This window comes from Streptomyces sp. NPDC048473, assembly GCF_043200155.1.
Lineage (GTDB): Bacteria > Actinomycetota > Actinomycetes > Streptomycetales > Streptomycetaceae > Streptomyces.
Map to the genome: position 1 here is coordinate 256442 of NZ_JBICXE010000004.1, position 26163 is coordinate 282604.

The following is a 26163-nucleotide window of genomic DNA, read 5'->3' on the forward strand; positions in this document are numbered from 1 at the left end:
CGGGGGGTCGCCGGGGTTGTGTTTATTGTTCACCTAAAACCCCCCCCACGACCCGATACGGAGAGGGGCGCTGTTTCACGTGAAACAGCGCCCCTCTCCGTATCGCGCACGCTAGAGCGCTTTGTCGGTGCGGCTCCACCGGAACAGCAGTACGGCGATGACCGCATAGAGCACGGCTACCCCGATCACCACCACGAACGACTGCCCGTCAGGGGGCAGCATCAGGGCGGAGAGTGCGGCAGCGCTCACGAACGCCACGTTGAACAGCACGTCGTAGAGCGAGAAGACCCGGCCGCGGAAGGCATCGTCCACCGAGGTCTGCACCACCGTGTCCGTTGCGATCTTTGCCCCCTGGGTGACGAGTCCGAGGATGAACGCCGCGACGAGTATCGGTACGGGGATGAACCACAGCCCCAGCGCGGGTTCGAGGACGGCGGCCGCCGCCGCGCACACGGCCATCCAGCGGAACCGGCCGAGTCGCCCCACCGCCCAAGGCGTCACCACGGCCGCCGCGAAGAACCCCGCACCGGAGATCGCCACGGCCAGTCCCAGGAGGGCCAGGCCTTCGGATTCGCTGTCGGACCAGGCGTACCGGCACAGCATCAGCACCATCACGGTCAGCGCCCCGTAGCAGAAGCGGATCACGGTCATGGCGGCCAGCGCCCGGGTCGCCTGCTTCCGCTCCGCCAGATGGCGCAGCCCGTCGGCGAGCCCCCGTGCGGTGACGGCCAGAGCCTCCCTCAACCGGATACGGCGCCCGTCCTGATCCGGTCCGAGGAGCCCGGCGGCAAGGCTCAGAGATGCCAGCGCCGAAGCGAGGTAGAGAGCCGCGCCCAGCAGCACCACCGCCGCATCGGAGTCGGCGAGTACCAGCCGCACGATGAAGGCGAGGCCGCCGCCGGCCGTGGCGGCGAGCGTGCCCGCGGTCGGTGAGAGCGAGTTCGCCAGCACCAGCCGGTCCCTGTCGACGACACGCGGCAGCGCGGCCGAGAGCCCGGCCAGCACAAAGCGGTTGACCGCGGTGACGCACAGCGCCGAGGCGTAGAAGAGCCAGTCGGGTGCGGAGCCGAGGATCAGGAGTGCGGTGCAGCAGGCGAGTGCGGCGCGCAGCAGATTGCCGTACAGAAAGACCTGACGGCGCGGCCAGCGGTCCAGCAGGACGCCGGCAAAGGGGCCGATGAGCGAGTACGGCAGCAGGAGCACGGCCATTGCGGAGGCGATGGCCCCCGCCGACGCCTGTTTCTCCGGGGAGAAGACGACGTGAGCCGCCAGCGCCACCTGGTAGACCCCGTCGGCCGACTGGGAGAGGAGTCGTACGGCGAGCAGACGACGGAAGTTCCGAAGGCGCAGAAGTACGCGCAGATCACCTACGACGGGCATGTGATCAAGGGTCACATACGTTGAGGGTCCCTGGGCGGATTACCCAGGGACCCTCAACGGTGCGGAAAGGGAGGAGCGTTGCTGCTCATCACCGAACCGCGCCGACGCACCGTTTCCGGTCGCGTCAGTTGGCGACCTCGCCCCTGATGAACTTCTCGACGTTCTCGCGGGCCTCGTCGTCGAAGTACTGGACCGGCGGGGACTTCATGAAGTACGAGGACGCGGAGAGGATCGGGCCACCGATGCCGCGGTCCATGGCGATCTTCGCGGCGCGGACGGCGTCGATGATGACACCGGCGGAGTTCGGGGAGTCCCAGACCTCGAGCTTGTACTCCAGGTTCAGCGGAACGTCACCGAAGGCGCGGCCCTCGAGGCGCACGTACGCCCACTTGCGGTCGTCCAGCCAGGCCACGTAGTCCGACGGACCGATGTGGACGTTGTCCGCACCGAGCTCGCGGTCACGGATCTGGGAGGTGACGGCCTGCGTCTTGGAGATCTTCTTGGACTCCAGGCGCTCACGCTCGAGCATGTTCTTGAAGTCCATGTTGCCGCCGACGTTCAGCTGCATCGTGCGGTCCAGGATGACACCCCGGTCCTCGAAGAGCTTCGCCATCACGCGGTGCGTGATGGTGGCGCCGACCTGCGACTTGATGTCGTCGCCGACGATCGGGACACCGGCCTCGGTGAACTTGTCCGCCCACTCCTTGGTGCCGGCGATGAAGACCGGGAGAGCGTTGACGAACGCGACCTTGGCGTCGATGGCGCACTGCGCGTAGAACTTCGCAGCGACCTCGGATCCGACCGGCAGGTAGCAGACGAGGACGTCGACCTTGCGGTCCTTGAGGATCTGGACGATGTCGACCGGGGCCTCGGTGGACTCCTCGATGGTCTGGCGGTAGTACTTGCCCAGGCCGTCGTGGGTGTGGCCGCGCTGGACGGTCACGCCGGTGTTGGGAACGTCGGCGATCTTGATGGTGTTGTTCTCGCTCGCACCGATGGCGTCCGCGAGGTCGAGGCCGACCTTCTTCGCGTCGACGTCGAAGGCGGCGACGAACTCGACGTCCCGCACGTGGTAGTCGCCGAACTGGACGTGCATCAGACCGGGCACCTTGCCGGCCGGATCGGCGTCCTTGTAGTACTCGACGCCCTGGACCAGCGAGGCGGCGCAGTTGCCCACGCCGACGATGGCTACGCGAACCGAACCCATTCCGGTTGCTCCCTGTGTGTAATGGATGTTCCCGATGAAGCCCCGCGGATCTGCGGGGGCCTCACTTTGAGGTGTCGTCGGACGGATCCGGCGGGGTGTTACCCCGGTGCCGGGGCAGGCCGTCCGTCTCTCCTGTGGTGTTCTGCTGAGCTTCGCTCCTGGGCGAGGATCGTCGCTGATCCCGTCCCGACCGCTCGCTCTCGATGAGCTCGTTCAGCCAGCGCACTTCGCGCTCCACGGACTCCATGCCGTGTCGCTGCAGCTCAAGTGTGTAGTCGTCGAGGCGCTCGCGGGTGCGGGCCAGAGAGGCCCGCATCTTTTCCAGGCGCTCCTCCAGCCGGCTGCGCCGGCCTTCCAGCACGCGCATCCGCACCTCGTGCTCCGTCTGCCCGAAGAAGGCGAAACGGGCTGCGAAGTGCTCGTCCTCCCAGGAATCGGGGCCGGTGTGCGAGAGCAGCTCCTCGAAGTGCTCCTTACCTTCTGCCGTCAGCCGGTAGACGATCTTGGCGCGGCGCCCGGCCAGTGAGGAGGCGGGGGCGACTGCACGGCCGGCAGCAGGCGGAAGGTCGGCCGGGGAGTTTCCCGGCTCCTCGATCAACCAGCCGTTGGCGACCAGCGTCTTGAGGCAGGGGTAGAGGGTGCCGTAGCTGAAGGCGCGGAAGATCCCCAACGAGGTGTTGAGGCGTTTGCGCAGCTCGTACCCGTGCATCGGGGATTCGCGGAGCAGGCCGAGAACGGCGAATTCAAGGATGCCTGAGCGTCTGCTCAATTTCGCCTCCTCCTTCTCCGAGTGCTCCTGCGGGGCCCTGTGCCGAGCTGATGTACCGAGCCGATGTATCGACTCGATACATCAGCACGATAGATCGGTCGTCGCGCTTCGACAAGAGGGGGCATCGTGAACGGCGTCACATCGTGAATTCGTAGGAACCGACTTGCGTTGTTTGGGGTGAAGTTCGGCCCTAGGAGGGTTTTGACCGTGCGTAGTCTGTGCGGCATGCAGACCACCGGGAACCGTGAGACGCCTGTGCGCGTCAGTCTTCGCGGACTAGCCGGATGCACTGCGGATGAGCCTGTCGCAGGGCTGGTCCGTAATTCGGGGGGACCGGATCTCAACTGCCGCTTCCAGGCGTTCTCGCCTGCCCGAGGAGTAGTCGTTCCATGAGCGAGCACCGTCGCAAAACGCCGCAACCGCAAGGTGGTGGGCGCGCAGCGGCCAGACGAGCCGCCCAGCAGTCCTCAGGACGCCGCGCCGCTCCGTCACGCGGAGTAACTTCCGAGTCACCTTCCGGTTCGCATGGCGGGGATACCCCGTACGGCGGACGCGCCGAGGCCAGACGAGCTGCCCAGCGCGGCGGCGGGAGCCATGGCGGGGGCGGTGGTCGTCGTCGCGGTGGTGGTGGCGACAGCGGACACGAGGGCCCGGGAAGGGGGCGTGGCCGCGGTAGTCAGCGTCCTGTCAAGAAGCGCTTCATCGACTACCCGCGCGCAGGGAAGTACGGCGTGCGGCGCTGGGTGCCGTCGTGGAAGCTGGTCTCCAGCCTCTGTATCGGCTTCCTCGGCCTGCTCATGGGCGTTGCCGGCCTCGCGTACGCGATGGTTTCTGAGCCCCAGGTGAAAGACACCGCGAAAGCGCAGAACAACGTCTACTTCTGGGACGACAACACGCAGATGGTCGCCACCGGCGGTGAGGTCAACCGTCAGATCATCGGCTACGAGCAGATCCCCGCAGCCATGCGGAATGCCGTCATCTCGGCTGAGAACAAGTCCTTCGAGCACGACAGGGGCATCGACCCCATGGGCATCGCCCGTGCTCTGTACAACATGGCCAGTGGCGGCGAGACCCAGGGTGGCTCGACGATCACCCAGCAGTACGTGAAGAACTCTCGTCTGTCTCAGGAGCAGACCCTGAGCCGGAAGTTCGAGGAACTCTTCATCACGCTCAAGGTCGCCAACAAGATGGACAAGAAAAAGATCATCACCGACTACCTCAACATCTCGTACTACGGGCGAGGTGCCTCGGGGATCCAGGCGGCGGCCCGTACGTATTACGGCAAGGACGCCAAGGAGCTGAACCCGAGCGAGTGCGCGTTCCTGGCAACGCTGCTCAAGGGGGCGACCTACTACGACCCGGCGGGCGCCCCCGAGTACGACAAAGCGCAGGCCACCGCGGCGAAGAACACCGCACGGGCCGAGAAGCGCTGGAAGTGGATCCTCGACGAAGAGGTGAAGGACAAACGCCTCTCGCCCACGGAGCGCGCCAAGTACACCAAGTTCCCGACGCCCGATACGCCGAAGAAGAACGCCCAGCTGGGCGGTCAGACCGGCTACCTGGTCGACCTCGCCAAGTCGTACGCCGTCAACAACGTCAAGGGCATGACGGTGGACAAGCTCGCCCAGGGCGGCTACGAGATCCACACCACCTTCAACGAGAAGAAGGTCAAAGAGCTCAACGCCGCGGTCAAGAAGGTCTACGACAACAAGATCGATTCGAAGAAACGTCCTGGGACGGACACCCACGTCCAGTTCGGCGGCGGGTCGGTGGATCCCGCGACCGGTGCCATCGTGGCGATCTACGGCGGTCAGGACGCGACCAAGCACTACACCAACAACGCCGACCCCACGGGTGCGCAGGTCGGTTCGACCTTCAAACCGTTCGTGCTGGCGGCAGCGATGGAGTACGGCAAGCGAGACCCCTCGCTCGGGGCGGACCAGGATCTGTCGCAGCGCGAGAAGGTCTCGCCGCTGAGCATCTACAACGCCGACGACAAGCTGAAGATCAAGAATTACGACGGTCAGATCTGGACCGACGAGAACGGCAAGGAGTGGCTGCAGACCAACGACGGCCATGAGTCGAGGGGCAACATCACCCTTCGCGAGGCGATGCAGTGGTCCGCCAACTCCCCGTACGTTCAGCTCGGCATGGACGTCGGCACCGACAAGGTGAAGGACGTCGCCATAGCTGCCGGTCTCAAGGACGACGAGAACATGGCGGATTCGCATGTGCCGTCGTTCTCCATCGGTACGTCGTCGCCCAGTGCGATCCGTATGGCCGGTGCGTACGCGACCTTCGCCGCCAGCGGCCAGCAGCGCGAGCCCTACTCGGTCACCGAGGTGAAGCACGAGGGCAAATCTGTCTACCGGCACAAGGATGTCACCAAGCGTGCCTTCGGTACCGACATCGCCGACAACGTCACCGACGTCCTGAAGAACGTCGTCGAGAAGGGAACCGGTACCCCCGCGCAGCTCCCCGGCCGCGACGTGGCGGGCAAGACGGGTACGACGGACGACAACAAGTCGGCCTGGTTCGTCGGCTACACCCCGCAGCTGTCGACGGCCATCAGCATGTACCGGATGGACGACGACGCGAATAACAAGCACCGCAAGTTCGAGAAGATGTTCGGTACGGGTGGCGAGGAAAAGATCCACGGTGCCTCGTTCCCGGCCCAGATCTGGCACGACTACATGGCGGAGGCGATGCAGGGTAAGCCGGTCCTGACATTCCCGACGCCGGAGCCGATCGGCGAGAAGGTCTACGGTGGCGGCGCGCAGAGCCCCAAGCCGTCGCCCACCGCGGTGGAGTCGCCTTCGCCGTCCGCATCGGCGACCGAGTCGCCCTCGATGAGCCCGTCCCCGCCCGTGCCCGGCCCCAGCGACAGCTGCAGCGCATGGGACTGGAACTGCCAGAACGACAACGGCGGGACCAACAGCGGTGCTGCGAACGGCGGAGCCGACGGTGGCCCCAGCACCAACCCGTCGACGACCCCCTCACCACCGGGCGGAAGCAACGGCAACGGCAACGGCGCGAACGGCGGATTCGTCGGGGGCCCGGCCGGTTAACGACGCTCCGGCCGGGTGGAACGGCGATCCGGCCGACCGGACCTGTTCATGAGGGCCGCCGCACCACACGGTGCGGCGGCCCTCGTCGTTTCCACAGTCCCGTACGGCAGGATGAGCGGCATGCCAAGCGCAGAAGACACGAGTGTGCACCAGGAACGGACCGTCGTACGGCCCACGCACCAGGACGAGATCGCCGAGGCAGGCAGCGAGCTGATCGGCGGTCGGTCGGGGCGCTGGACACGGCTCGGCAGCACGGCGCTCACGCCCGTGGGCGTCATCGCGCTGGTGGCCCTCGGGATGTTCGCGCTGGGCATGGTGCAGAAGCTGCCCTGCTACAACTGGGCGTGGTTCAGAGGCGCCGGTTCGCAGTACACGCACGCCTGCTACTCGGACATTCCGCATCTCTTTACCGGACGCGGTTTCTCCGACGGTCTCATGCCGTACTTCGACCGGCTGCCCGGTGACATGCAGTACCTGGAGTACCCCGTTCTGACAGGCGCGTTCATGCAGATCGCGTCCTGGCTGACACCGGGCGGATCCATTCAGCACCGCGAGCAGATGTACTGGATGGTCAACGCGGGCATGCTGATGATCTGCGCCGTGATCATCGCTGTCTGTGTCGCCCGCACGCACCGGCGCCGCCCCTGGGACGGGCTGCTGGTCGCACTCGCGCCGGCCTTCACGCTCACCGCGACGATCAACTGGGACCTGCTGGCCGTCGCGCTGACGGCCGCGGCGATGCTCATGTGGTCCCGGGGTCGGGTGCTGGCGTTCGGCGTCCTCATCGGGCTTGCCACGGCCGCCAAGCTGTATCCCGTGTTCCTGCTGGGGCCGGTCTTCGTACTGTGCTGGCGGGCGGGAAAATTGCGGGAGTTCGGCTTGGCGACGCTCGGGACGGCGGTGTCCTGGCTGGTGGTGAACCTGCCGGTGATGGTCTTCGCACCCGAGGGGTGGAAGAAGTTCTACACATTCAGCGAGGAACGGGGCATCGACTTCGGCTCCTTCTGGCTGATCATCACACAGCGCACCGGAAAGACCTTCGAGGTCGCGACCGTCAACACCGTCTCGACCCTGGTGACGATCCTGCTGTGCGCAGCCATCGGTGCGCTGACGCTCACGGCGCCGCGCAGGCCGCGCTTCGCGCAGCTGGCCTTTCTCGTCGTCGCCGCGTTCATCCTCGTCAACAAGGTCTATTCGCCGCAGTACGTGCTGTGGCTGATCCCCCTGGCCGCCCTGGCCAGGCCGCGCTGGCGCGACTTCCTGATCTGGCAGACGTGCGAGGTCATGTACTTCCTGGGCATCTGGATGTACCTCGCGTACACGACGAGCGGAAACAAGCACCAGGGGCTGCCCACGGAGGGGTATCAGCTGGCGATCACCCTGCATCTGCTGGGCACGCTGTACCTCTGCGCCGTTGTCGTACGGGACATCCTCATGCCGGAGCGGGACGTCGTACGACGCGACGGGTCGGACGATCCGTCCGGCGGGGTGCTGGACGGGGCCGGGGACGTATTCGTGCTGGGGCGGGCGGCGCATCCGCCGCGGCATGCCGTGCCCTCCGTCGAAGGACCGCGGGTGGAATGGGGCGCGGCGCACGGACCGGCCACCGACTGAGACGGGTCTCTCCGGGGGCCGGAGCTCCCGGAGAGTGTCCCGGCGCTTTCCTACCGGTCGACGAGGCGGTCGAACTGGGTGGTCGTGTGGCGCAGATGGGCCACCAGCTCGTCGCCGACCTTCGGCTCCTGCGCGTCCGAGGGGACGAACAGGATCGACACCTGCATGTGCGGAGGTTCGGCGAACCAGCGCTGCTTGCCGGCCCAGACGAACGGTGACAGGTTGCGGTTGACGGTGGCCAGGCCCGCACGGGCGACGCCCTTGGCACGCGGCATCACACCGTGCAGGGCCTTCGGGGCCTCCAGGCCCACACCGTGCGACGTACCGCCGGCGACGACCACCAGCCAGCCGTCCGATGCGGCCTTCTGCTGGCGGTAACCGAAACGGTCACCCTTGACGACACGCGTGACGTCCAGAACGGCGCCCCGGTACTCAGTCGCCTCATGGTCGCCGAGCCACAGCCGGGTACCGATGCGGGCGCGGAAACGGGTCTGCGGGAACTGCTGCTGGAGCCGGCCCAGCTCCTCGGCGCGCAGATGGCTGACGAACATGGTGTGCAGCGGCAGCCGGGCCGCGCGCAGCCGGTCCATCCAGCCGATGACTTCCTCGACCGCGTCCGAGCCGTCCGTGCGGTCCAGCGGCAGGTGCAGGGCGAAACCTTCGAGGCGTACGTCCTCGATGGCGGCGTGCAGCTGCCCGAGCTCCTCCTCCTTGACACCGTGGCGCTTCATCGAGCTCATGCACTCGATGACGACCCGTGCGCCCACCAGGGCGTGCACGCCGTCCACGGAGGAGACCGACCGGATGACACGGTCGGGCAGCGGCACCGGCTCCTCGCCCCGGCGGAACGGGGTGAGGACCAGCAGATCGCCGCTGAACCAGTCCTTGATGCGGGCCGCCTCATAGGTGGTGCCGACGGCGAGTATGTCGGAGCCGAAGCGGATGGCCTCGTCTGCGAGCCGCTCGTGACCGAAGCCGTATCCGTTGCCCTTGCAGACCGGGACAAGGCCGGGGAACTGGTCGAGGACGGATTTCTGGTGCGCCCGCCAGCGCGCGGTGTCGACGTAGAGGGAGAGCGCCATGGCCGGTCCGGAACCTTTCTGGTGGCTGCGGTGTATCGGAGGTGTGCGGAGCTTGTTGGACTGCCGTTCGCAGAACCCGTTGAAGGGTCTGTCGAAGTGTCTATCGGCTCGAAGTCCCCATTGAAACGAATGAATCCGGTTTCGTCAGCGGGACGACGCGTATCAGCGGCGCGACATATAGATGTCGAGTGCCTTGTGCAGCAGCTTGTTGAGCGGGAAGTCCCACTCGCCGATGTACTCGACGGCTTCGCCGCCGGTACCGACCTTGAACTGGATCAGACCGAAGAGGTGGTCCGTCTCGTCGAGCGAGTCGCTGATACCGCGCAGGTCGTAGACGGTTGCGCCCATCGCGTACGAGTCGCGCAGCATGCGCCACTGCATCGCGTTCGAGGGCCGGACCTCACGCCCGATGTTGTCGGACGCGCCGTACGAGTACCAGACGTGGCCGCCGACGACGAGCATCGTCGCCGCGGACAGGTTCACGCCGTTGTGCCGCGCGAAATAGAGCCGCATGCGGTTGGGGTCCTCGGAGTTGAGCACCGTCCACATGCGCTGGAAATACGAGAGCGGGCGCGGCCGGAAGTGGTCGCGGACTGCGGTGATCTCGTACAGCCGCTGCCATTCGGCGAGGTCCTCGTAACTGCCCTGGACGACCTCGACGCCGGCCTTCTCGGCCTTCTTGATGTTGCGTCGCCACAGCTGGTTGAAGCCCTTGAGGACATCTTCGAGCGACCGGTTGGCCAGCGGGACCTGGAAGACGTAGCGCGGCTGTACGTCACCGAACCCGGCGCCGCCGTCCTCGCCCTGCTGCCAGCCCATCTTCCGCAGCCGGTCCGCGACTTCGAAGGCGCGCGGCTCGATGTGGGTGGCCTCGACATCGCGCAGGCGCTTCACATCGGGGTTCTGGATACCGGACTTGATGGCGGCCGCGTCCCAGCGGCGGATGACTACAGGTGGGCCCATCTTCACGGAGAAAGCGCCCTGCTGCTTGAGATGCGCCAGCATCGGCTGCAGCCAGTCGTCCAGGTTCGGGGCGTGCCAGTTGATGACCGGGCCCTCGGGAAGGTACGCGAGGTACCGCTTGATCTTGGGCAGCTGGCGGTACAGCACCAGACCGGCACCGACCAACTCGCCGCTCTTGTCGAACCATCCCAGGTTCTCCGAGCGCCATTCGGTCTTCACATCAGCCCACGCCGGGACCTGGCAGTGACTCGCCGCAGGCAGGTTCTGGATGTACGCCAGATGCTGCTCTCGGCTGATGGTCCTCAGGGTCAGGCTCATGCGGGGCGCTCCTCGGCAGGTGTGTCCCCATCGGTCAGGGGCTCCGGCTCTCGCGCCGAAGCCTACTGTGACCGGGGAGCGCCCCGTCTGGCCCTATGGGACCTTGCCGGTCCGTCCCGCCGGGACCCGGATGGCCCCGTCCTTGCACGGGGAGCGGCGCAAGGACCTTGTACGGGGCCCTCGCGCCGGGTCCGTGTGTCCGGCTGTGTCTGGTTGTGTCTCGTTGCGTCTGTCTCGAATCAGCCCACCACGCCGCCGAAGAGGCCGCCGTGGGCCATGCCCAGGAAGAACCCGATGGCGGCTGCGCCCATGCCGATGATCAGCGGGAATCTCTCGCGCGTGGTCACCGAGACGTACTGCCCGTACGCAGCCGTGAGGATCCCGAGGAGTCCGGCCCACGAACTGATCAGATGCAGGCTGTGGAACATCGCCGTCACGAAGGCGAGCACACCGAGAACCAGGGTCACCACCACCAGGGTTTCCTGGAGTGGATGGGTCTTGCCGTCCGTGGCGAGAAGTGAAACGGGAGGACGGGGTCGTATTGCCTGTGCCATGGAGTACCTCCTGGCCGAAAGGCGGCGCATCGTGGCGCCGCTCACACCCGATGTGTACAGATTGCGTCTCCTGAGCACCGGATTTCAACCGGAAGCCGGTGTGCGGGTACTCTGTAACGTCTGCACCGGTGTCTGCCCAGGCCAGCACGGCAGCCCCCTCCCGACGGAGGGCGTTGTCAGTGGCGGCTGTTTTACTCGGAGACACTGTTGCTTTACGCATCACGACCCTCCTGCCACGGAACGACCGTGGCCGCTGAGTCCAAAGGAGGTGGGTTCCACATGCGTCACTACGAGGTGATGGTCATCCTCGACCCCGATCTTGAGGAGCGCGCTGTCTCCCCGCTGATCGAGAACTTCCTCTCCGTCGTCCGTGAGGGCAACGGAAAGGTTGAGAAGGTCGACACCTGGGGCCGTCGTCGTCTCGCTTACGAGATCAAGAAGAAGCCCGAGGGCATCTACTCGGTCATCGATCTGCAGGCCGAGCCTGCGATCGTCAAGGAGCTCGACCGCCAGATGAACCTGAACGAGTCGGTCCTCCGGACCAAGGTCCTCCGTCCCGAGATCCACTGAGCATCTAGCTCAGTGGTCATCGGGTTCGAGTAGCAGCAAGCAGCCAGAAGCAATCCCCGCCGAGAGGTTCACCCATGGCAGGCGAGACCGTCATCACGGTCGTCGGCAATCTCGTCGACGACCCCGAGCTGCGCTTCACCCCGTCCGGTGCGGCGGTCGCGAAGTTCCGTGTCGCGTCCACTCCCCGCATCTTCGACCGGCAGACCAATGAGTGGAAGGACGGCGAAGGCCTGTTCCTCACCTGCTCGGTCTGGCGGCAGGCGGCGGAGAACGTCGCCGAGTCGCTCCAGCGAGGCATGCGCGTTGTCGTGCAGGGCCGGCTGAAGCAGCGGTCGTACGAAGACCGCGAGGGCGTCAAGCGCACGGTCTACGAGCTGGACGTCGAGGAAGTCGGCCCCAGCCTCAAGAGCGCCACGGCCAAGGTCACCAAGACCACCGGTCGCGGTGGTCAGGGCGGCCAGGGTGGATACGGCGGCGGCCAGCAGGGCGGCGGCAACTGGGGCGGCGGTCCCGGTGGCGGTGGCCAGCAGGGTGGCGGCGGCGCTCCCGCCGACGACCCGTGGGCCACGAGCGCGCCTGCAGGCGGCCAGCAGGGCGGGGGCCAGCAGGGCGGCGGAGGCGGTTGGGGCGGAAGCTCCGGCGGTTCCGGCGGCTCCGGCGGTTCCGGCGGCGGCTACTCGGACGAGCCTCCCTTCTAGGGCAGCTCGTACCCCCACTTCTTGATCACACAGGAGAAACACCATGGCGAAGCCGCCTGTGCGCAAGCCTAAGAAGAAGGTCTGCGCGTTCTGCAAGGACAAGACCCAGTACGTGGACTACAAGGACACGAACATGCTGCGGAAGTTCATTTCCGACCGCGGCAAGATCCGTGCCCGCCGCGTGACCGGCAACTGCACGCAGCACCAGCGTGACGTCGCCACGGCAGTCAAGAACAGCCGTGAGATGGCGCTGCTGCCCTACACGTCCACCGCGCGATAAGGGAAGGGTGACCGAATCATGAAGATCATCCTCACCCACGAGGTCTCCGGCCTCGGTGCTGCGGGCGACGTCGTCGACGTCAAGGACGGGTACGCCCGTAACTACCTGGTTCCGCGTGGCTTTGCCATCCGCTGGACCAAGGGCGGCGAGAAGGACGTGGCGCAGATCCGCCGCGCCCGCAAGATCCACGAGATCGCCACGATCGAGCAGGCCAACGAGATCAAGACCAAGCTCGAGGCTGTGAAGGTCCGTCTGGCCGTTCGCTCCGGCGACGCCGGCCGTCTCTTCGGCTCCGTGACCCCGGCCGACATCGCCTCGGCGATCAAGGCTGCCGGTGGCCCCGACGTCGACAAGCGTCGCGTCGAGCTCGGCTCGCCGATCAAGACGCTCGGCGGACACCAGGTGTCCGTGCGTCTGCACCCTGAGGTCGCTGCGAAGCTCGGCATCGAGGTCGTTGCTGCCTAAGGGCACAGCTCACCAGAGCAGGTGAAGGGCCGTACCCCACGGGGTACGGCCCTTTGCTGTTTCACGTGAAACGGGCGGCGGCCTCAGCTGGCGGCGGCCGGTGGCTCAGCGGGTGGCTCCGGTGACGATCCACTTGCCCGATCGGGTGCGCAGCCAGAGCGTCACCATGCGGACGGTCATCATCAGGGCCATCGCCCACCACAGCGCGGTCAGGCCGCCGCCGAATGCCGGCACCAGCAGGGCGACCGGAGCGAATACCGCCAGAGTGACGAGCATGGCCCAGGCCAGATACCGCCCGTCTCCGGCACCCATCAGAACTCCGTCCAGGACGAAGACCACGCCGGCGACCGGCTGGGACAGTGCCACCACCAGCAGCGCCGGGATCAGAGTGTTCTGAACGGACTGGTCGTCGGTGAACAGGGGCACGAACAGTGGCCGGGCAAGGACGATCAGTGCCCCGAACACCACCCCGGAAGCGATGCCCCACTGGACCATGCGGCGGCATGCTTCGCGTGCGCCCCTGGCGTCATCGGCTCCCAGGTAGCGGCCGATGATGGCCTGCCCTGCGATGGCGATGGCGTCGAGGGCAAAGGCCATCAGGCTCCAGAGGGAGAGGATGATCTGGTGCGCGGCGATCTCGGTGTCGCCGAGGCGGGCGGCGACGGCTGTGGCGATCATCAGGACGGCACGGAGCGACAGCGTACGGACCAGCAGCGGAACACCTGCCTGAGCGCTGGCCCTGATGCCTGCGACGTCGGGCCGCAGCGAGGCGCCGTGCCGACGTGCCCCCCGTACCACCACGATCAGATAGGCGGCGGCCATGGCGATCTGTGCGATCACAGTGCCCCAGGCCGATCCGGCGATGCCGAGTCCGGCGCCGTAGACGAGTCCTGCATTGAGGGCTCCGTTGGCCGTGAAGCCTCCGATGGCGACATAGAGCGGAGTTCGGGTGTCCTGCAGGCCACGGAGTACGCCGGTCGCGGCCATCACCACGAGCATGGCCGGGATGCCGAGGCTGGAGATCCTCAGATACGTGATGGCGTAGGGGGCTGCGGTGTCGGAGGCACCGAAGACGTCCACGAGCCAGGGCGCTGTGGGGAGCGCGATGGCGATGACGAAGATGCCGAGCAGGATGGCCAGCCAGATGCCGTCCATGCCCTGCCGGATCGCGGAGGCCAGATCGCCCGCTCCGACCCGCCGCGCCACTGCCGCTGTGGTGGCGTACGCGAGAAAGACGAAAATGCTGACGGAGGTGGTCAGCAGGGCTGCGGCGACGGCCAGGCCGGCCAGTTGCGGTGTGCCGAGATGGCCGACGATGGCACTGTCGACCATCACGAAGAGCGGCTCGGCGACGAGCGCGCCGAAGGCAGGGACGGCGAGCGAGATGATCTCGCGGTCGTGCCGTCGACGACTGGGCGGCAGGGGTGCCGAGGCCTGGATCATGGGGGTCAATCTAATCTTCCACAGGTAATGGATGCAATGCCTAGGGAGTCCTTACATTCGCTACGGTCCGGCGTTCTCCCGTGCACTGTTTGTCGTGATCATGTGCTGACTCGGAAAGTTTTTCTCCCCCACAGCCCGTGGATGGAGAAAGTCCAGGTCAGGCCGTTGGTCGTGAGGGTGCTATGAGTTTGTCCACAGTGCTGTCCCCCGCTCCGTGCACAGGTTATGTGGAGTTCTCCACAGCATCTGGTCCGTCGTCCACATGCCCTGTGGATAACCAGATTGGCTGACGGTGCTGAGCGGCCTACCGTGGACCGGCGCCCGCACCCCGTTCCGGCCCTGGAACCCCGCAGAACTCGACGTGCCGGAACCGGAGTCGGGCGTCTTGTTTGTCGGTGCTGTGCCGTAAGAAAGAGTGGCACGGCGAGGTCCGCGGAGCGGACGGGAGGAGGTGGCCCGGTGAGCATTCCCGAGCCTTTGGACGACCCCTGGGCCGACACCGGTCCCAGCGACCGTCTGCCCGTTTCCCGCCAGCGCCGCGGCGAAGGCCGGGACCGCGGCGAGCAGCACGAACGCGGCAGGGAGAGCGGCGGATGGGAGGGCGGTTCCCCCGGTTTCGAGCGGGTGCCGCCCCAGGACCTCGATGCCGAGCAGTCGGTCCTCGGTGGCATGCTCCTGTCCAAGGACGCCATCGCCGACGTCGTGGAGATCATCAAGGGACACGACTTCTACCGTCCCGCCCACGAGACCGTCTACCAGGCGATCCTCGACCTCTACGCCAAGGGCGAGCCGGCCGACCCGATCACGGTGGCGGCCGAGCTGGTCAAGCGCGGCGAGATCACCAAGGTGGGCGGAGCTCCGTATCTGCACACCCTCGTACAGTCAGTGCCGACCGCGGCCAATGCTTCGTACTACGCGGAGATCGTCCACGAACGGGCGGTTCTCAGGCGGCTGGTCGAAGCCGGGACGAAGATCACGCAGATGGGATACGCGGCCGACGGCGATGTCGACGACATCGTGAACTCCGCGCAGGCCGAGATCTACGCCGTCACCGAGCAGCGCACCAGCGAGGACTACCTGCCGCTCGGCGACATCATGGAGGGCGCTCTCGACGAGATCGAGGCGATCGGTTCGCGCAGCGGCGAGATGACCGGGGTGCCGACCGGCTTCACCGACCTCGACGCCCTGACGAACGGCCTGCACCCGGGCCAGATGGTCGTCATCGCGGCCCGTCCGGCCATGGGTAAGTCCACGCTGGCGCTGGACTTCGCACGGGCCTGTTCGATCAAGAGCAACCTGCCCAGCGTGATCTTCTCCCTCGAAATGGGGCGCAACGAGATCGCGATGCGACTGCTCTCGGCCGAGGCACGGGTGGCGCTGCACCACATGCGTTCCGGCACCATGACCGACGAGGACTGGACGCGGCTGGCCCGCCGGATGCCGGATGTCTCGGCCGCCCCCCTTTACATCGACGACTCCCCGAATCTCTCCATGATGGAGATCCGGGCGAAGTGCCGTCGCCTCAAGCAGCGCAACGACCTCAAGCTCGTGGTCATCGACTATCTGCAGCTGATGCAGTCCGGCGGCTCGAAGCGTGCCGAGAGCCGCCAGCAGGAGGTCTCGGACATGTCCCGAAACCTCAAGCTGCTCGCGAAGGAGCTGCAGCTCCCGGTCATCGCGCTCTCCCAGCTGAACCGTGGCCCCGAACAGCGCACGGACAAGAAGCCGATGGTCTCCGACCTGCGTGAATCCGGATCCATCGAGCAGGACGCCGACATGGTGATCCTGCTCCACCGCGAGGACGCGTACGAGAAGGAGTCCCCCCGCGCCGGCGAGGCCGACCTGATCGTCGCCAAGCACCGTAACGGCCCGACGGCGACGATCACCGTGGCCTTCCAGGGCCACTACTCGCGCTTCGTGGACATGGCACAGACCTGAGCGGGCGGTTTGGAGGGTCTCAAATCCAGCTTCATAAACTCAGGGTCAGCTGCATATGGATTGCATCTTGCAGCCGTCGTGAGACGCGCAGGTGTCCTGTCGCATCCCTTGCTCGAACGCGCTGAACGCGGCCGGCCCATGAAACCCCACGCCCTTCGGCGAACGGATCGCTGCCGCTGCGAGAAATCGTCGAGGTATTGAAGTCGGCGGCTCGCTGGTGCCGGCGAACGAATCACATGGAATCGTCCAGCCGCTGGAGGCCGGGAGGCTACGGCCCGGGAGCGGGTGGAGCGCAGAGCGCACCCGGGAGCAGAACGCGGAGCTGAACCGGCGGCTGGTGGCTGAGGAGGAGGCCCTGTCCCGGCTTGTGACCACCTGGGAGACGGATGAGGAAGATCCTGGGCGACGCGGCGCCAGGCGGTGCGCGCGACGGGCGGGATGCGACCGAGTGTGGTGAAACAGGTGGCCAGATCGATCAGGAATCGAGAAGCCGGGTCACGGAGCCGCACATAGCCTGATCTTCATGGACATCACTATTCACACGAGCTTCCTCCCGCATGACGACCCGGACGCGTCCCTGGCTTTCTACCGCGACGCCCTCGGCTTCGAGGTCCGCAGCGACGTCGGACAGGGCAAGATGCGCTGGATCACGGTCGGCCCCGTCGGCCAGCCCGGCACGTCCATCCTCCTGGCGCCGCCGGCCGCCGATCCCGGGGTCACCGAGGACGAGCGCCGCACCATCGCCGAGATGATGGCCAAGGGCACCTACGGCTGGATCCTGCTGGCCACCCGGGACCTCGACGACACTTTCGAGAAGGTGCAGGCCGGCGACGCCGAGGTCGTCCAGGAGCCGACCGAGCAGCCGTACGGCATCCGCGACTGTGCCTTCCGCGATCCCGCGGGCAACCTGGTCCGCATCCAGGAGCTTCGCTGAGCCGTCCGGTCATCGATTCGGCCATGACGGCCGGCGTCGCGACCACCTGCGAAGAATGCGGCGGCCAGTGCTTCGAGGCCGCTGCCCTCAACCACCCCTTCGGCGGCCGCACCGTCGCAGAGGTGCTCGCGATGTCGGCCTCCGAGGCCGAGGCGCGCACGTCGGCCGCCCACAAGGGCGGCGTCTACATCCTCGCCGAGCCGACCACCGGCCTCCATCCCGCCGCCACCGGGCAACTGCTCGGCCGGCTCGTCGACTCCGGCAAGCCGGTCATCGCCATCGAGCACCTCGCCGCCTACCTCGGCATGCAACCCAGGTGCTCGCGGACATCGATGAAAAGGAGTTCTCTCATGTGTCACCCCTCGTGGGGGCGCGCACGCACCGCGGCGCAGCGCCTGAGCGACCTTGCGCGACTGCGCCGTGTCCGCGACCGGATCGACCGGGAGTACGCGCAGCCGCTGAACGTCGAGGCGCTCGCCCGCGGCGTGAACATGTCCGCCGGGCACCTCAGCCGCCAGTTCCGGCTGGCCTACGGCGAGTCGCCGTACGCGTACCTGATGACGCGTCGCATCGAGCGCGCGACGGCGCTGCTGCGTCGTGGCGACCTCAGCGTCACCGAGGTCTGCTTCGCGGTCGGCTGCTCATCGCTGGGCACCTTCAGCACCCGCTTCACCGAGCTGGTCGGCATGCCGCCCAGCGCCTACCGGCGCCGCGCAACGGGCGCTGCGGCGGGGATGCCGCCGTGTGTGGCAAAACAGGTGACAAGACCGGTCAGGAATCAAGAAGCGCCGGTCGCCGAGCCGCAACTAGCGTGATGGCCATGGCATCCATCGAATCCGTCACCCTCGACGTGGCCGACCCCACGGCCGCCAACCGCTTCTACACCGCCGCCTTCGGTTTGGACACGCAGATACGACTGCGGGCCTCGGAGGCACCCACAACCGGCTTCCGTGGGTTCACGCTGGCGCTCACGGTGTCCCAGCCGGCCACCGTCAACAGCCTCATCGACGCCGCCCTCGACGCCGGTGCCACGCCGCTGAAGCCTGCCTCGAAGTCGCTGTGGGGCTACGGCGGTGTCGTACGAGCCCCGGACGGGACGATCTGGAAGGTCGCGACCTCGGCGAAGAAGGACACCGGCCCGGCCACCCGGCAGATCGACGAGATCGTGCTCCTGCTGGGAGTCGCGGACGTGGTCGCGAGCAAGACGTTCTACGTCGGCCAAGGCCTTGCCGTGGCGAAGAGCTTCGGCCGCATGTACGTCGAGTTCGCTGCTGGGTCGAGTCCCGTCAAGCTGGCGCTGTACAGGCGCCGTGCCCTTGCCAAGGACGTCGGCGTCTCTCCCGACGGCACCGGATCGCACCGGCTCATGATCGGCGGCGATGCCGGGCCTTTCACCGACCCGGACGGGTTCGCATGGGAGGCCGCTTCGCTGGCGCCCACGCCCTGATATGTCACTGCTGTCTGCCCTGCCTGGTCGCCGATCACGAGACAGCCGCCGGGCTCGGGGAGGTGCCGGGTGCCGAGCTGATGCGCCCGTCTTGGACGACCACCATCGTCACTCGGACCGAGTGCACCGCGCGCCTCGCCGGCCATGGGGTTCGAGTACTGTCGCCGCCGAGCGGGATACGTATATACGTACCGTTTCGTGGTCCACAGGGCCCACGAGAGGGCGGTGTGCGCGAGCCATCAGGACGCTGGAAGCCGCGGTGTCCGCGAAGCCCGCGGTCCCGGTGAACCGACCGATGACCGACGGAGCCAGTCCCCTGTAGGAAGGGCTCTCCACGGTGACTGGAGGAAGCATGACGGGCGCGCCGCCGCGTGGGCTTGAGGAGAGGCTGCGGGACACTCGCGCGAAACTGGGGAGCGACGTCGATCTCTGGGTCGCGACGTCGGGCTCTTCGGGCGGCGTCCACCGCATCCCGTTCTCGTACCTCTAGGACGGGACCGCGTTCCTCATCATCTCGACGCCGCGCGCCTCGGTCACCGGCCGCAACCTGCTGGCGGACGACCGGGTGCGACTCAGCCTCGGGCCGACCCGCGTCGTCGTCGACGGCACCGCCGAGCCGGTGGACATCGCCGACCTCGCCCCTTGGACGGGCGACGCGTTCGCGACCAAGACCGGTTTCGACCCGCGTGAGCTCGACGAGCCCTACCAGTACTTCCTGATCCGGCCGCGGCGCATCCATGCCTGGCGTGAGGCGAACGAGCTGCGGGGACGCGTCCTCATGCGCGACGGCCGCTGGCTCGGCTGACCGCCGCAGTTGCGCGGGGTGAGCCTGCTGTCTCCCCAACTCCAGGTCCAGCCGGCTACACCGTCCGATCAGGCCGGATCCACCGAGTCGGCCGCCAAGAGCAGCGGTTACCGACGATCTCCAAGATCTCCAGCGTCTGCCTTTCCGGCCGACCCCTGCCGGACACGCGGCTCTCGACGCCCTGACCGCCATCGAGGTCCCGAGGAGTCTCTCCGGTCCTGGACAACTGGTCCGGGGCGGTTCAGGACGGCGGAACGACGCGCGTGACCACCGTATCCACCAGCCGGTTCAAGGTGGCTTCGGCCCGGAGGTCGCCCTCGGGGCCGGTGAGAATGCCGGGCAGTGTGAAGTGCTCCAGCAGCAGGCCTGTCATGGCCAGGTAGAGCACCACGAAGGCGTCCTCGTCGCCCGGCAGGCCCGCCTCCTGGTGGAACCGGGCGCTCTCGTCGAAGTTGGCGCGGACGGTCTGCGTCAGCCGGCTGCGGAGCGCCGGTCGACGAGTGGCCTCCAGGCGGAGCTCCAGCATGGCGAGGTAGCCGGTGCGGTCGTCCTCCATGCGCTGCACCAGCCATCGCATCAGGTCGGCGACCAGCTCGCGCGAGGGCGTCGGGCGCATGGCCTCCTCGACCTTGGCAGGATCCGGTGTCATCCGGACGGTGATACGGGCGGCCGCCTGCATGAACAGGTCGTCGCGGTTGGCGAAGTAGTTGGACGAGGTGCCCACCGGGACGCCGGCGCGTGCATCGACGGCGCGGAACGTGAGCCCTCGCGCGCCCTCGTCCGCCAATACTTCGATGGCGGCATCGACGAGCGCTGTTCTGCGCTCCGGGTTCCTGGCCATGCGTATGCCCTCCTTGATCTTCTTCTTCGGCCCTTTCGCGGAAAGGGATTGCGCAACCACTACACATGAAGCACTCTAGTTGAAGTGGTTGTGGCTCGGATACGCCGCAACGGAACGGGGATCCTGTGCGCAAACTGACCTACTTCATCGCCTGCTCCATCGACGGTTTCATCGGAGACCCGAGCGGAGACGCGTCGTCCATGCATCAGTTCGTGAACGAGGAGTTCCTTGAGTTTCTGAAAACGCAGTACCCGGAGACGGTGTCGACCGAGGGCCGCAAGTTGCTCGGCTTTCACGACGTCGAGAACCAGCGGTTCGACACCGTGATCCAGGGACGGGGCAGTTACCAACTGGCGTTGGACGTCAACATCACCAGCCCGTATGCCCAGTTGCGCGAGCTCGTGGCTTCGCGGACCCTTGAGGAGTCACCCGACCCGAACGTAGAGCTCGTCTCCGACGACGTGGTCGCACGGGTCCGGGAGCTCAAGGCGGAGGACAGCGAGCTCGGGATCTGGCTCTGCGGTGGCTCCCAGCTCGCCGGAGAGCTGATCGACGAGATCGACGAGCTGGTGATCAAGACGTATCCGCTGGTCTACGGCTCGGGCATGCCGATGTTCGGATCGGATTTCGCGGCGGCCGTGTTCGCGCTGGACTCGGTTTGTGTCTTCGACAACGGCGTCCTGGTCAGGACCTACAGCCGGACGCGCTGACCGGGCGGCCGGTGGCGACGGCGGGGTGTGGTCCAGGTGCTGTGAAATGGGTTCGCCACACCTTGGGGTCTGCGGGTAGTTGTTGAGCATGACCTCCCCATCTGAACAGTTGCTCCCTGGCACGCAGCGCGCTCTGCTGCACCGCATCGCCACCGCACAGTCGGAAGGCCGGGCGCCCTCGCTCGTCGCCGCGGTACAGAGGCAGGGGCGGACCGTCTGGAGCGGCTCCCGCAGCTGCGTGGACGGCCACGCCCCCGACGCCGACACCCAGTTCAGGATCGGCTCGATCACCAAGACGTTCACCGCAGTGCTGGTCCTGCGGCTGCGCGACGAGGGACTTCTGGATCTGGACGACCCGCTGGAGAAGCATCTGCCCGGCACGGGCGTCGGTGGAGTCACTGTCCATCAACTCCTGGGCCACAGCGCGGGACTGGGCGCCGAGTCACCCGCACCCTGGTGGGAGAGGACCCCGGGCGCACTGCGGCCCGAGCTTGCCGATGTACTCGGCGAGCAGGCGCGGATGCATACTCCGGGCCGCCGTCACCACTACTCGAACCCGGGCTACACACTGCTGGGCGCGCTGGTGGAGAAGGTGCGCGGGGCGAGCTGGGCGGAGGTGCTTCAACGCGAGATCCTGGAACCGCTGGGCATGCACCGCACGGGTTCCCAGCCGCGGGCACCGCACGCAGGCGGCTGGGCCGTGCATCCCTGGGCCGATGTCATGCTGCCCGAACCGACCGAGGATCTCGGGCTGATGGCCCCGGCCGGCCAGCTCTGGTCCACCACCGGCGATCTCCTCCGCTTCGCGGCCTTTCTCGCCGAGGGGGACGACCGGGTGCTCTGTGCCGCCTCCGTGGAGCAGATGCGTGAACCGTCCGCGCCGACCGAGTCCGGTGACTGGGAGTCCAATTACGGCCTGGGTCTTCAGCTCGTACGGAGGGACGGCCGCACGCTCTTCGGGCACACAGGCTCGCTGCCCGGCTTCCTGGCCGCGCTGTGGTTCAGCGTCGAGGACGATGTGGCGGCCGTCGTTCTCACCAACACCACGTCGGGGCTGATGGTCGGTGGTGTTGCCGCAGACCTCGTGAAGATTGTCGCCGAGGCCGAGCCCCGCATTCCGGAGCCCTGGCGCCCACTGCCCGAAGCGGACGCGGAGCTGCTCGCGCTGACCGGTCCCTGGTACTGGGGCACGAACACGAACATCCTGCGACTGACCTCGGACGGCGGGCTGGAGCTCCAGCCCCTGCGAGGCATCGGCCGCGGCTCCCGATTCACCGCACAACCCGACGGCACCTGGATCGGTCTCAATGGCTATTACGCGGGGGAGACGCTGCGTATCGTCCGGAACAGCGACGGCAGCGTGAACCATCTCGATCTGGGTTCGTTCGTCTTCACACGGGAGCCGTACGACGCCACGGCGGCCGTTCCCGGCGGTGTGGACGAGGGCGGTTGGCGGGGCCTCGGAGTCTGAGCGCCATGTTTCACGTGAAACGGGAGGGGGCGGCCGGCTCAGGCCGTCAACTCCCGTTCCAGTGGGGTGCGGAAGCGTGGAGTGATCCGTGCCTGGCCCACCCATTGCGACAGCTGAAATGCTTCCGCCTCGATCGCGGCGGTGGCATCCCGGCCGATGTCGGACAGCAGCCGCCAGACTGTCTCACCATCGGCCCGCTGTGCCCAACCGCCCACGATCTCGCCGTTCCACCACACGGTCGGGCCGATATTGCCGGACCGGTCGAAGAGCGCCTTCCGATGCCCAGCAGGGAGGTGGAAGCTGCGATCGGCCCAGCCCATCGCGCTGGGATCGAGTGCCGGAAGCAACGCGGCCCAGGGTTCCAGGGCCGGTTCCGGCTCCAGGTCCTCCGGCAGGACCCATCCCACGTCGCCGTCGTCGAGCCGGACCTCCTCGGCTCCGACGGCTGCCAGTGCCTTGCGGACCGGGCCCAGCGCCCAGCCCGTCCACCACTTGAGATCGGCCTCGGTCGCCGGGCCGTACGAGCGGAGCCAGCGCCGGGCCAGCTCCGCCTGCGCCTGTGTGGGGTCCTCGATCGGCCAGGGCTCGGATGTGGTCCAGCGGAACTGGCTGGAGACCCAGGAACCACGTGGCCGGTCCCGGCGGATGCGCCCTTCGGCTGCCAGGATCCGGATCACACGGGAGGCGACGCCCTGCACTCCCTCGTACTTCTTGCCGGGAAAGACTGTGATCTTGGTACGCAGGGCAGCCACGGCGGCAGAGAGCTCGCTGCCGGTGACGGGTCCACGGGCCGCCAGGGCGGCAAGGGTCTTCTGTTCGGTGTCGGCGAGCCAGCGCTCGTCCAGCCCATTGCCGTCGTCTGCCAAGTGCTTGAGGAACGTGCGGCGTTCCTTGGCGGCCACGGCCCGGGCGTTCGACGCGTCGACGTACGGGGCGAGTTCCTGCGATACGGCGAAGAGGGTGTTGCGCATGGAGAGTTGTCGGACCAGAGAGACGTCTTCGTAGAGAGCCCGCTCCACCGCGGCGACGCTTGCCTCGGACATCCGGGCGCAGACAGAAAGGAAGACGGTGGCGGCGTCGGTGGCGTGCAGAGCGACGACCGCATCGGCCACGGACACCGGGGACACGGTCTGTACGGACGGGGCCAGCAGATGTCGCCGACCGAGCCTGATCCTGCGCTGTTCGTCACTGATGTGGTGCACAGACAACTCCTCGGACTCCGGACTGCGATCAGAGCGCGAGCTTGAAGCCCACGTGGCTGGCGGTGAAACCGAGCCGCTCGTAGAAGCGATGAGCATCGGTCCGGGTCGCATCGGACGTCAACTGGACCAACTGGCAGTCCTGGCGCCGTGATTCGTCCACGGCCCATTCGATCAGCTGGGTGCCGAGGCCGCTGCCGCGCTCGTCGGCGTGGATACGGACGCCTTCGATGACCGAGCGGGTCGAGCCGCGCCGGGAGAGCCCGGGGATCACTGTCAGCTGCAGGGTTCCGACGACGCGGCCCTCGCGTACGGCGACGACCAGGTGCTGGTTCGGGTCGTCCGCCAGCCGCCGGAATGCGACGCGGTACGGGGTGAGGTCGTCCGGCGACTCACGCTGTGCACCCAGCGGATCGTCCGCGAGCATGGCCACCATCGCGGGGACGTCGGCGAGGGCCGCGGGGCGTATTTCCAGATCACTCATGATCGGCAGACTACGCAGATCACGCGGACGGCGCGGGGATTCATCCGGCCTGCTCCGGGGAACTCACAGCGGCTGCGCGGCGGCTCACGCGACCTGTACGGGGGCCTTCAGCTCTTCGACCGCCCTGACGAGCGGGGCCAGCTCGGGATTCTTGGCGGCTTCGTCGAGTGCGGCGCGCAGCGCGGTGTCATTGGTCGGCCGGGCCTCGGCGAGCAGGGTGAGGCCGGCCTCGGTGACATCGGTGTAGATGCCGCGGCGATCGGTGTCGCAGAGATACCGGGTCAACAGTCCGCGGTCCTCGAGGCGGGTGACCAGGCGGGTGGTGGCGCTCTGGCTGAGCACGACGGCGTCCGCGACCTGCTTCATCTGAAGGTGGCCGCCGGGGCCGTTGTGCTGCCTGCTCAGGACGTCGAGCAGGGAGTATTCCCGCACGCTGAGCCCGTGCCCGGTCTGCAGCGCCCGCTCGATACGGGCCTCGATCTTCCCGTGGAGCAAGGAGAGGGCGCACCAGCCCTGGGAGAGGGCGGTCAGTGCGGGGTCTGTGGCTGTCATGGGGTCTCTCCTCCGTCTCGGAGCTGCTTGCGTCCAGGATAGGCGACGTCCGCAATAGCCCGCGCTTGCAATTAGCCAGCGTCTGCAATTATTGTGGACGCTCGTAAGGCGCAGACGCAATCTTCAGGGAAGGTGAAACCCATGCCGCTCGCGCTTCTCGCCCTCGCCATTGGGGCTTTCGGTATCGGAACCACCGAGTTCGTGATCATGGGGCTGCTCCCCGAGGTTGCTGCGGACTTCCAGGTCTCGATCCCGACCGCAGGATTCCTTGTCACGGGGTACGCCCTCGGTGTCGTCCTCGGTGCTCCGCTGATGACGGTCCTCGGCACCCGGGTCACCCGTAAGCGCATGCTCATGCTGCTGATGGGGCTGTTCATCGTGGGCAACGTCGTCTCCGCCGTCGCCCCGGTCTTCGGCGTGATGCTCGCCGGCCGCGTGATCGCCTCGCTCGCCCACGGTGCCTTCTTCGGCATCGGATCGGTCGTGGCGGCCGATCTGGTCGCCCCGCAGAAGAAGGCCGGCGCGATCGCCATGATGTTCACGGGCCTCACCGTCGCCAATGTCGTCGGTGTACCGCTGGGCACCTACATCGGACAGAGCGTCGGCTGGCGGACCACATTCTTCGTCGTCGCCGCGCTCGGTGTCATCGGCCTTCTCGGTGTGGCCAGGCTCGTCCCCGAACAGCCCCGGCCCGAGGGCGTACGGCTCCGCCACGAGCTGGCAGCGTTCCGCAATGTGCAGGTGCTGCTCGCCATGGCGATGACCGTGCTGGGCTTCGGCGGAGTCTTCGCCGCGATCACCTACATCACCCCGATGATGACCGAGATCGCCGGATACTCCGCGTCCTCCGTCACCTGGCTGCTGGTCCTCTTCGGGCTGGGCATGGTGGGCGGCAACCTGCTCGGCGGCAAGTTCGCCGACCGCCATCTGATGCCGATGCTGTACGTGTCGCTGGGCGCCCTCGCCGTGGTCCTGTCCCTGTTCACCCTGACCGCCCACAACAAGATCGCAGCGGCCGTCACCATCGTGCTGATCGGGGGACTGGGCTTCGCCACCGTGCCGCCGCTGCAGAAGCGGGTGCTCGACCAGGCAGCCGGTGCCCCGACCCTCGCCTCCGCCGTCAACATCGGTGCCTTCAACCTCGGCAACGCGCTGTCGGCATGGCTCGGTGGCATCGTCATCGCAGCCGGCCTCGGCTACACCGCACCCAACTGGGTCGGCGCCGCTCTGGCCGCCTCCGCCCTGGTCCTCGCGGTCGTCTCCAGCGTTCTGGAACGTCGCACGGTTTCCCGGGGCCGACTCGTCGCCGAGCACAGCCCTGAACCGGTCGCGATCCCCGCAGCCCAGCGCTGACCCCCTTCACACCACCCC

The 26163-nt window shown here is 67.2% G+C and carries 25 protein-coding genes; 14 read left to right on the top strand and 11 right to left on the bottom strand.

The window, feature by feature from the left end; translation table 11 throughout:
* Positions 1 to 111: 111 nt before the first annotated feature.
* The 3 genes from ACGFU7_RS09685 to ACGFU7_RS09695 all read right to left on the bottom strand — a co-directional run bounded on the left by ACGFU7_RS09685 (position 112) and on the right by ACGFU7_RS09695 (position 3356).
* Positions 112 to 1380 (bottom strand): MFS transporter, encoded by a 1269-nt coding sequence (locus ACGFU7_RS09685; RefSeq protein WP_393693997.1) that lies wholly within the window; start codon positions 1378 to 1380, stop codon positions 112 to 114.
* A gap of 124 nt (positions 1381 to 1504) precedes the next feature.
* On the bottom strand, positions 1505 to 2587 hold the full coding sequence (locus ACGFU7_RS09690; RefSeq protein WP_393693999.1) for an inositol-3-phosphate synthase: 1083 nt from the start codon (positions 2585 to 2587) through the stop codon (positions 1505 to 1507).
* 61 nt (positions 2588 to 2648) lie between these two features.
* Entirely contained in the window at positions 2649 to 3356 is a 708-nt protein-coding gene (locus ACGFU7_RS09695) for a helix-turn-helix transcriptional regulator (protein WP_393694001.1), read from the bottom strand.
* A gap of 389 nt (positions 3357 to 3745) precedes the next feature.
* Here ACGFU7_RS09695 and ACGFU7_RS09700 point away from each other — a divergent pair, with 389 nt between their 5' ends.
* On the top strand, positions 3746 to 6424 hold the full coding sequence (locus ACGFU7_RS09700) for a transglycosylase domain-containing protein (RefSeq protein ID WP_393694003.1): 2679 nt from the start codon (positions 3746 to 3748) through the stop codon (positions 6422 to 6424).
* A gap of 120 nt (positions 6425 to 6544) precedes the next feature.
* Entirely contained in the window at positions 6545 to 8038 is a 1494-nt protein-coding gene (locus tag ACGFU7_RS09705) for a glycosyltransferase family 87 protein (RefSeq protein WP_393694005.1), read from the top strand.
* Positions 8039 to 8088: 50 nt separating this feature from the next.
* Here ACGFU7_RS09705 and ACGFU7_RS09710 read toward each other — a convergent pair whose 3' ends face one another.
* The 3 genes from ACGFU7_RS09710 to ACGFU7_RS09720 form a co-directional block, all read right to left on the bottom strand.
* Positions 8089 to 9120, bottom strand: coding sequence for an alanine racemase (locus tag ACGFU7_RS09710; RefSeq protein ID WP_393694007.1), 1032 nt, complete (start codon positions 9118 to 9120; stop codon positions 8089 to 8091).
* A gap of 162 nt (positions 9121 to 9282) precedes the next feature.
* Positions 9283 to 10401, bottom strand: coding sequence for a lipid II:glycine glycyltransferase FemX (locus ACGFU7_RS09715; RefSeq protein WP_393694008.1), 1119 nt, complete (start codon positions 10399 to 10401; stop codon positions 9283 to 9285).
* A gap of 239 nt (positions 10402 to 10640) precedes the next feature.
* On the bottom strand, positions 10641 to 10955 hold the full coding sequence (locus ACGFU7_RS09720; protein ID WP_393694010.1) for a hypothetical protein: 315 nt from the start codon (positions 10953 to 10955) through the stop codon (positions 10641 to 10643).
* A 279-nt stretch (positions 10956 to 11234) separates the two neighbouring features.
* On the opposite strand from ACGFU7_RS09720, the gene rpsF reads away from it, so the two are divergent.
* The 4 genes from rpsF to rplI all read left to right on the top strand — a co-directional run bounded on the left by rpsF (position 11235) and on the right by rplI (position 12968).
* The gene (rpsF, locus tag ACGFU7_RS09725; protein ID WP_030930552.1) at positions 11235 to 11525 is read left to right on the top strand and encodes a 30S ribosomal protein S6; all 291 of its coding nucleotides are present in this window, start codon (positions 11235 to 11237) and stop codon (positions 11523 to 11525) included.
* Positions 11526 to 11599: 74 nt separating this feature from the next.
* On the top strand, positions 11600 to 12223 hold the full coding sequence (locus tag ACGFU7_RS09730) for a single-stranded DNA-binding protein (RefSeq protein ID WP_352264000.1): 624 nt from the start codon (positions 11600 to 11602) through the stop codon (positions 12221 to 12223).
* 43 nt (positions 12224 to 12266) lie between these two features.
* Positions 12267 to 12503: a 30S ribosomal protein S18 gene (gene rpsR, locus ACGFU7_RS09735; protein WP_003967857.1), complete on the top strand. Its 237-nt coding sequence runs from the start codon at positions 12267 to 12269 to the stop codon at positions 12501 to 12503.
* Between the two features lie 18 nt (positions 12504 to 12521).
* Positions 12522 to 12968 (top strand): 50S ribosomal protein L9, encoded by a 447-nt coding sequence (gene rplI / locus ACGFU7_RS09740; protein ID WP_093895069.1) that lies wholly within the window; start codon positions 12522 to 12524, stop codon positions 12966 to 12968.
* Positions 12969 to 13073: 105 nt separating this feature from the next.
* On the opposite strand, the gene ACGFU7_RS09745 is transcribed toward rplI, so the two are convergent.
* Positions 13074 to 14411 carry an MATE family efflux transporter gene (locus tag ACGFU7_RS09745; RefSeq protein ID WP_393694013.1) on the bottom strand — a complete coding sequence of 446 codons (1338 nt, stop codon included), beginning with the start codon at positions 14409 to 14411 and terminating at the stop codon, positions 13074 to 13076.
* A 459-nt stretch (positions 14412 to 14870) separates the two neighbouring features.
* On the opposite strand from ACGFU7_RS09745, the gene dnaB reads away from it, so the two are divergent.
* The 5 genes from dnaB (at position 14871) to ACGFU7_RS09770 (ending at position 19535) form a co-directional block, all read left to right on the top strand.
* Complete coding sequence (gene dnaB, locus ACGFU7_RS09750; RefSeq protein WP_114245536.1) at positions 14871 to 16349, top strand: replicative DNA helicase; 1479 nt, start codon at positions 14871 to 14873, stop codon at positions 16347 to 16349.
* Positions 16350 to 16872: 523 nt separating this feature from the next.
* Positions 16873 to 17283 carry a VOC family protein gene (locus ACGFU7_RS09755; RefSeq protein WP_393694015.1) on the top strand — a complete coding sequence of 137 codons (411 nt, stop codon included), beginning with the start codon at positions 16873 to 16875 and terminating at the stop codon, positions 17281 to 17283.
* Positions 17284 to 17633: 350 nt separating this feature from the next.
* The gene (locus ACGFU7_RS09760) at positions 17634 to 18098 is read left to right on the top strand and encodes a helix-turn-helix transcriptional regulator (RefSeq protein ID WP_393694265.1); all 465 of its coding nucleotides are present in this window, start codon (positions 17634 to 17636) and stop codon (positions 18096 to 18098) included.
* Positions 18099 to 18103: 5 nt separating this feature from the next.
* Positions 18104 to 18730: a glyoxalase gene (locus tag ACGFU7_RS09765; protein WP_393694017.1), complete on the top strand. Its 627-nt coding sequence runs from the start codon at positions 18104 to 18106 to the stop codon at positions 18728 to 18730.
* Positions 18731 to 19295: 565 nt separating this feature from the next.
* Complete coding sequence (locus ACGFU7_RS09770) at positions 19296 to 19535, top strand: hypothetical protein (protein ID WP_393694019.1); 240 nt, start codon at positions 19296 to 19298, stop codon at positions 19533 to 19535.
* 241 nt (positions 19536 to 19776) lie between these two features.
* On the opposite strand, the gene ACGFU7_RS09775 is transcribed toward ACGFU7_RS09770, so the two are convergent.
* The gene (locus ACGFU7_RS09775; protein WP_393694021.1) at positions 19777 to 20376 is read right to left on the bottom strand and encodes a TetR/AcrR family transcriptional regulator; all 600 of its coding nucleotides are present in this window, start codon (positions 20374 to 20376) and stop codon (positions 19777 to 19779) included.
* Between the two features lie 125 nt (positions 20377 to 20501).
* On the opposite strand from ACGFU7_RS09775, the gene ACGFU7_RS09780 reads away from it, so the two are divergent.
* Both ACGFU7_RS09780 and ACGFU7_RS09785 read left to right on the top strand, forming a co-directional pair.
* Positions 20502 to 21086, top strand: coding sequence for a dihydrofolate reductase family protein (locus ACGFU7_RS09780; RefSeq protein WP_393694023.1), 585 nt, complete (start codon positions 20502 to 20504; stop codon positions 21084 to 21086).
* Between the two features lie 88 nt (positions 21087 to 21174).
* Complete coding sequence (locus ACGFU7_RS09785; RefSeq protein ID WP_393694025.1) at positions 21175 to 22557, top strand: serine hydrolase domain-containing protein; 1383 nt, start codon at positions 21175 to 21177, stop codon at positions 22555 to 22557.
* 38 nt (positions 22558 to 22595) lie between these two features.
* On the opposite strand, the gene ACGFU7_RS09790 is transcribed toward ACGFU7_RS09785, so the two are convergent.
* From ACGFU7_RS09790 to ACGFU7_RS09800, 3 genes are all read right to left on the bottom strand, one after another.
* A complete protein-coding gene (locus ACGFU7_RS09790) occupies positions 22596 to 23759 on the bottom strand; it encodes a winged helix DNA-binding domain-containing protein (RefSeq protein ID WP_393694027.1) in 1164 nt (387 codons plus the stop codon).
* A 28-nt stretch (positions 23760 to 23787) separates the two neighbouring features.
* On the bottom strand, positions 23788 to 24240 hold the full coding sequence (locus ACGFU7_RS09795; RefSeq protein ID WP_393694028.1) for a GNAT family N-acetyltransferase: 453 nt from the start codon (positions 24238 to 24240) through the stop codon (positions 23788 to 23790).
* An 84-nt stretch (positions 24241 to 24324) separates the two neighbouring features.
* The gene (locus ACGFU7_RS09800; RefSeq protein ID WP_393694030.1) at positions 24325 to 24792 is read right to left on the bottom strand and encodes a MarR family winged helix-turn-helix transcriptional regulator; all 468 of its coding nucleotides are present in this window, start codon (positions 24790 to 24792) and stop codon (positions 24325 to 24327) included.
* 141 nt (positions 24793 to 24933) lie between these two features.
* Between ACGFU7_RS09800 and ACGFU7_RS09805 the strand changes: the two genes are divergently transcribed.
* The gene (locus ACGFU7_RS09805) at positions 24934 to 26145 is read left to right on the top strand and encodes an MFS transporter (protein WP_393694032.1); all 1212 of its coding nucleotides are present in this window, start codon (positions 24934 to 24936) and stop codon (positions 26143 to 26145) included.
* The last annotated feature ends 18 nt before the right edge of the window (positions 26146 to 26163 follow it).

What these genes read in the sequence shown, in the direction of transcription:
- ACGFU7_RS09685 (WP_393693997.1), bottom strand. Translation starts at nt 1,380, where the DNA reads ATGCCCGTCGTAGGTGATCTGCGCGTACTTCTGCGCCTTCGGAACTTC.
- ACGFU7_RS09690 (WP_393693999.1), bottom strand. Translation starts at nt 2,587, where the DNA reads ATGGGTTCGGTTCGCGTAGCCATCGTCGGCGTGGGCAACTGCGCCGCC.
- ACGFU7_RS09700 (WP_393694003.1), top strand. Translation starts at nt 3,746, where the DNA reads ATGAGCGAGCACCGTCGCAAAACGCCGCAACCGCAAGGTGGTGGGCGC.
- ACGFU7_RS09705 (WP_393694005.1), top strand. Translation starts at nt 6,545, where the DNA reads ATGCCAAGCGCAGAAGACACGAGTGTGCACCAGGAACGGACCGTCGTA.
- ACGFU7_RS09710 (WP_393694007.1), bottom strand. Translation starts at nt 9,120, where the DNA reads ATGGCGCTCTCCCTCTACGTCGACACCGCGCGCTGGCGGGCGCACCAG.
- ACGFU7_RS09715 (WP_393694008.1), bottom strand. Translation starts at nt 10,401, where the DNA reads ATGAGCCTGACCCTGAGGACCATCAGCCGAGAGCAGCATCTGGCGTAC.
- ACGFU7_RS09720 (WP_393694010.1), bottom strand. Translation starts at nt 10,955, where the DNA reads ATGGCACAGGCAATACGACCCCGTCCTCCCGTTTCACTTCTCGCCACG.
- rpsF (WP_030930552.1), top strand. Translation starts at nt 11,235, where the DNA reads ATGCGTCACTACGAGGTGATGGTCATCCTCGACCCCGATCTTGAGGAG.
- ACGFU7_RS09730 (WP_352264000.1), top strand. Translation starts at nt 11,600, where the DNA reads ATGGCAGGCGAGACCGTCATCACGGTCGTCGGCAATCTCGTCGACGAC.
- rpsR (WP_003967857.1), top strand. Translation starts at nt 12,267, where the DNA reads ATGGCGAAGCCGCCTGTGCGCAAGCCTAAGAAGAAGGTCTGCGCGTTC.
- rplI (WP_093895069.1), top strand. Translation starts at nt 12,522, where the DNA reads ATGAAGATCATCCTCACCCACGAGGTCTCCGGCCTCGGTGCTGCGGGC.
- ACGFU7_RS09745 (WP_393694013.1), bottom strand. Translation starts at nt 14,411, where the DNA reads ATGATCCAGGCCTCGGCACCCCTGCCGCCCAGTCGTCGACGGCACGAC.
- ACGFU7_RS09755 (WP_393694015.1), top strand. Translation starts at nt 16,873, where the DNA reads ATGGACATCACTATTCACACGAGCTTCCTCCCGCATGACGACCCGGAC.
- ACGFU7_RS09760 (WP_393694265.1), top strand. Translation starts at nt 17,634, where the DNA reads ATGTGTCACCCCTCGTGGGGGCGCGCACGCACCGCGGCGCAGCGCCTG.
- ACGFU7_RS09765 (WP_393694017.1), top strand. Translation starts at nt 18,104, where the DNA reads ATGGCATCCATCGAATCCGTCACCCTCGACGTGGCCGACCCCACGGCC.
- ACGFU7_RS09775 (WP_393694021.1), bottom strand. Translation starts at nt 20,376, where the DNA reads ATGGCCAGGAACCCGGAGCGCAGAACAGCGCTCGTCGATGCCGCCATC.
- ACGFU7_RS09785 (WP_393694025.1), top strand. Translation starts at nt 21,175, where the DNA reads ATGACCTCCCCATCTGAACAGTTGCTCCCTGGCACGCAGCGCGCTCTG.
- ACGFU7_RS09795 (WP_393694028.1), bottom strand. Translation starts at nt 24,240, where the DNA reads ATGAGTGATCTGGAAATACGCCCCGCGGCCCTCGCCGACGTCCCCGCG.
- ACGFU7_RS09800 (WP_393694030.1), bottom strand. Translation starts at nt 24,792, where the DNA reads ATGACAGCCACAGACCCCGCACTGACCGCCCTCTCCCAGGGCTGGTGC.
- ACGFU7_RS09805 (WP_393694032.1), top strand. Translation starts at nt 24,934, where the DNA reads ATGCCGCTCGCGCTTCTCGCCCTCGCCATTGGGGCTTTCGGTATCGGA.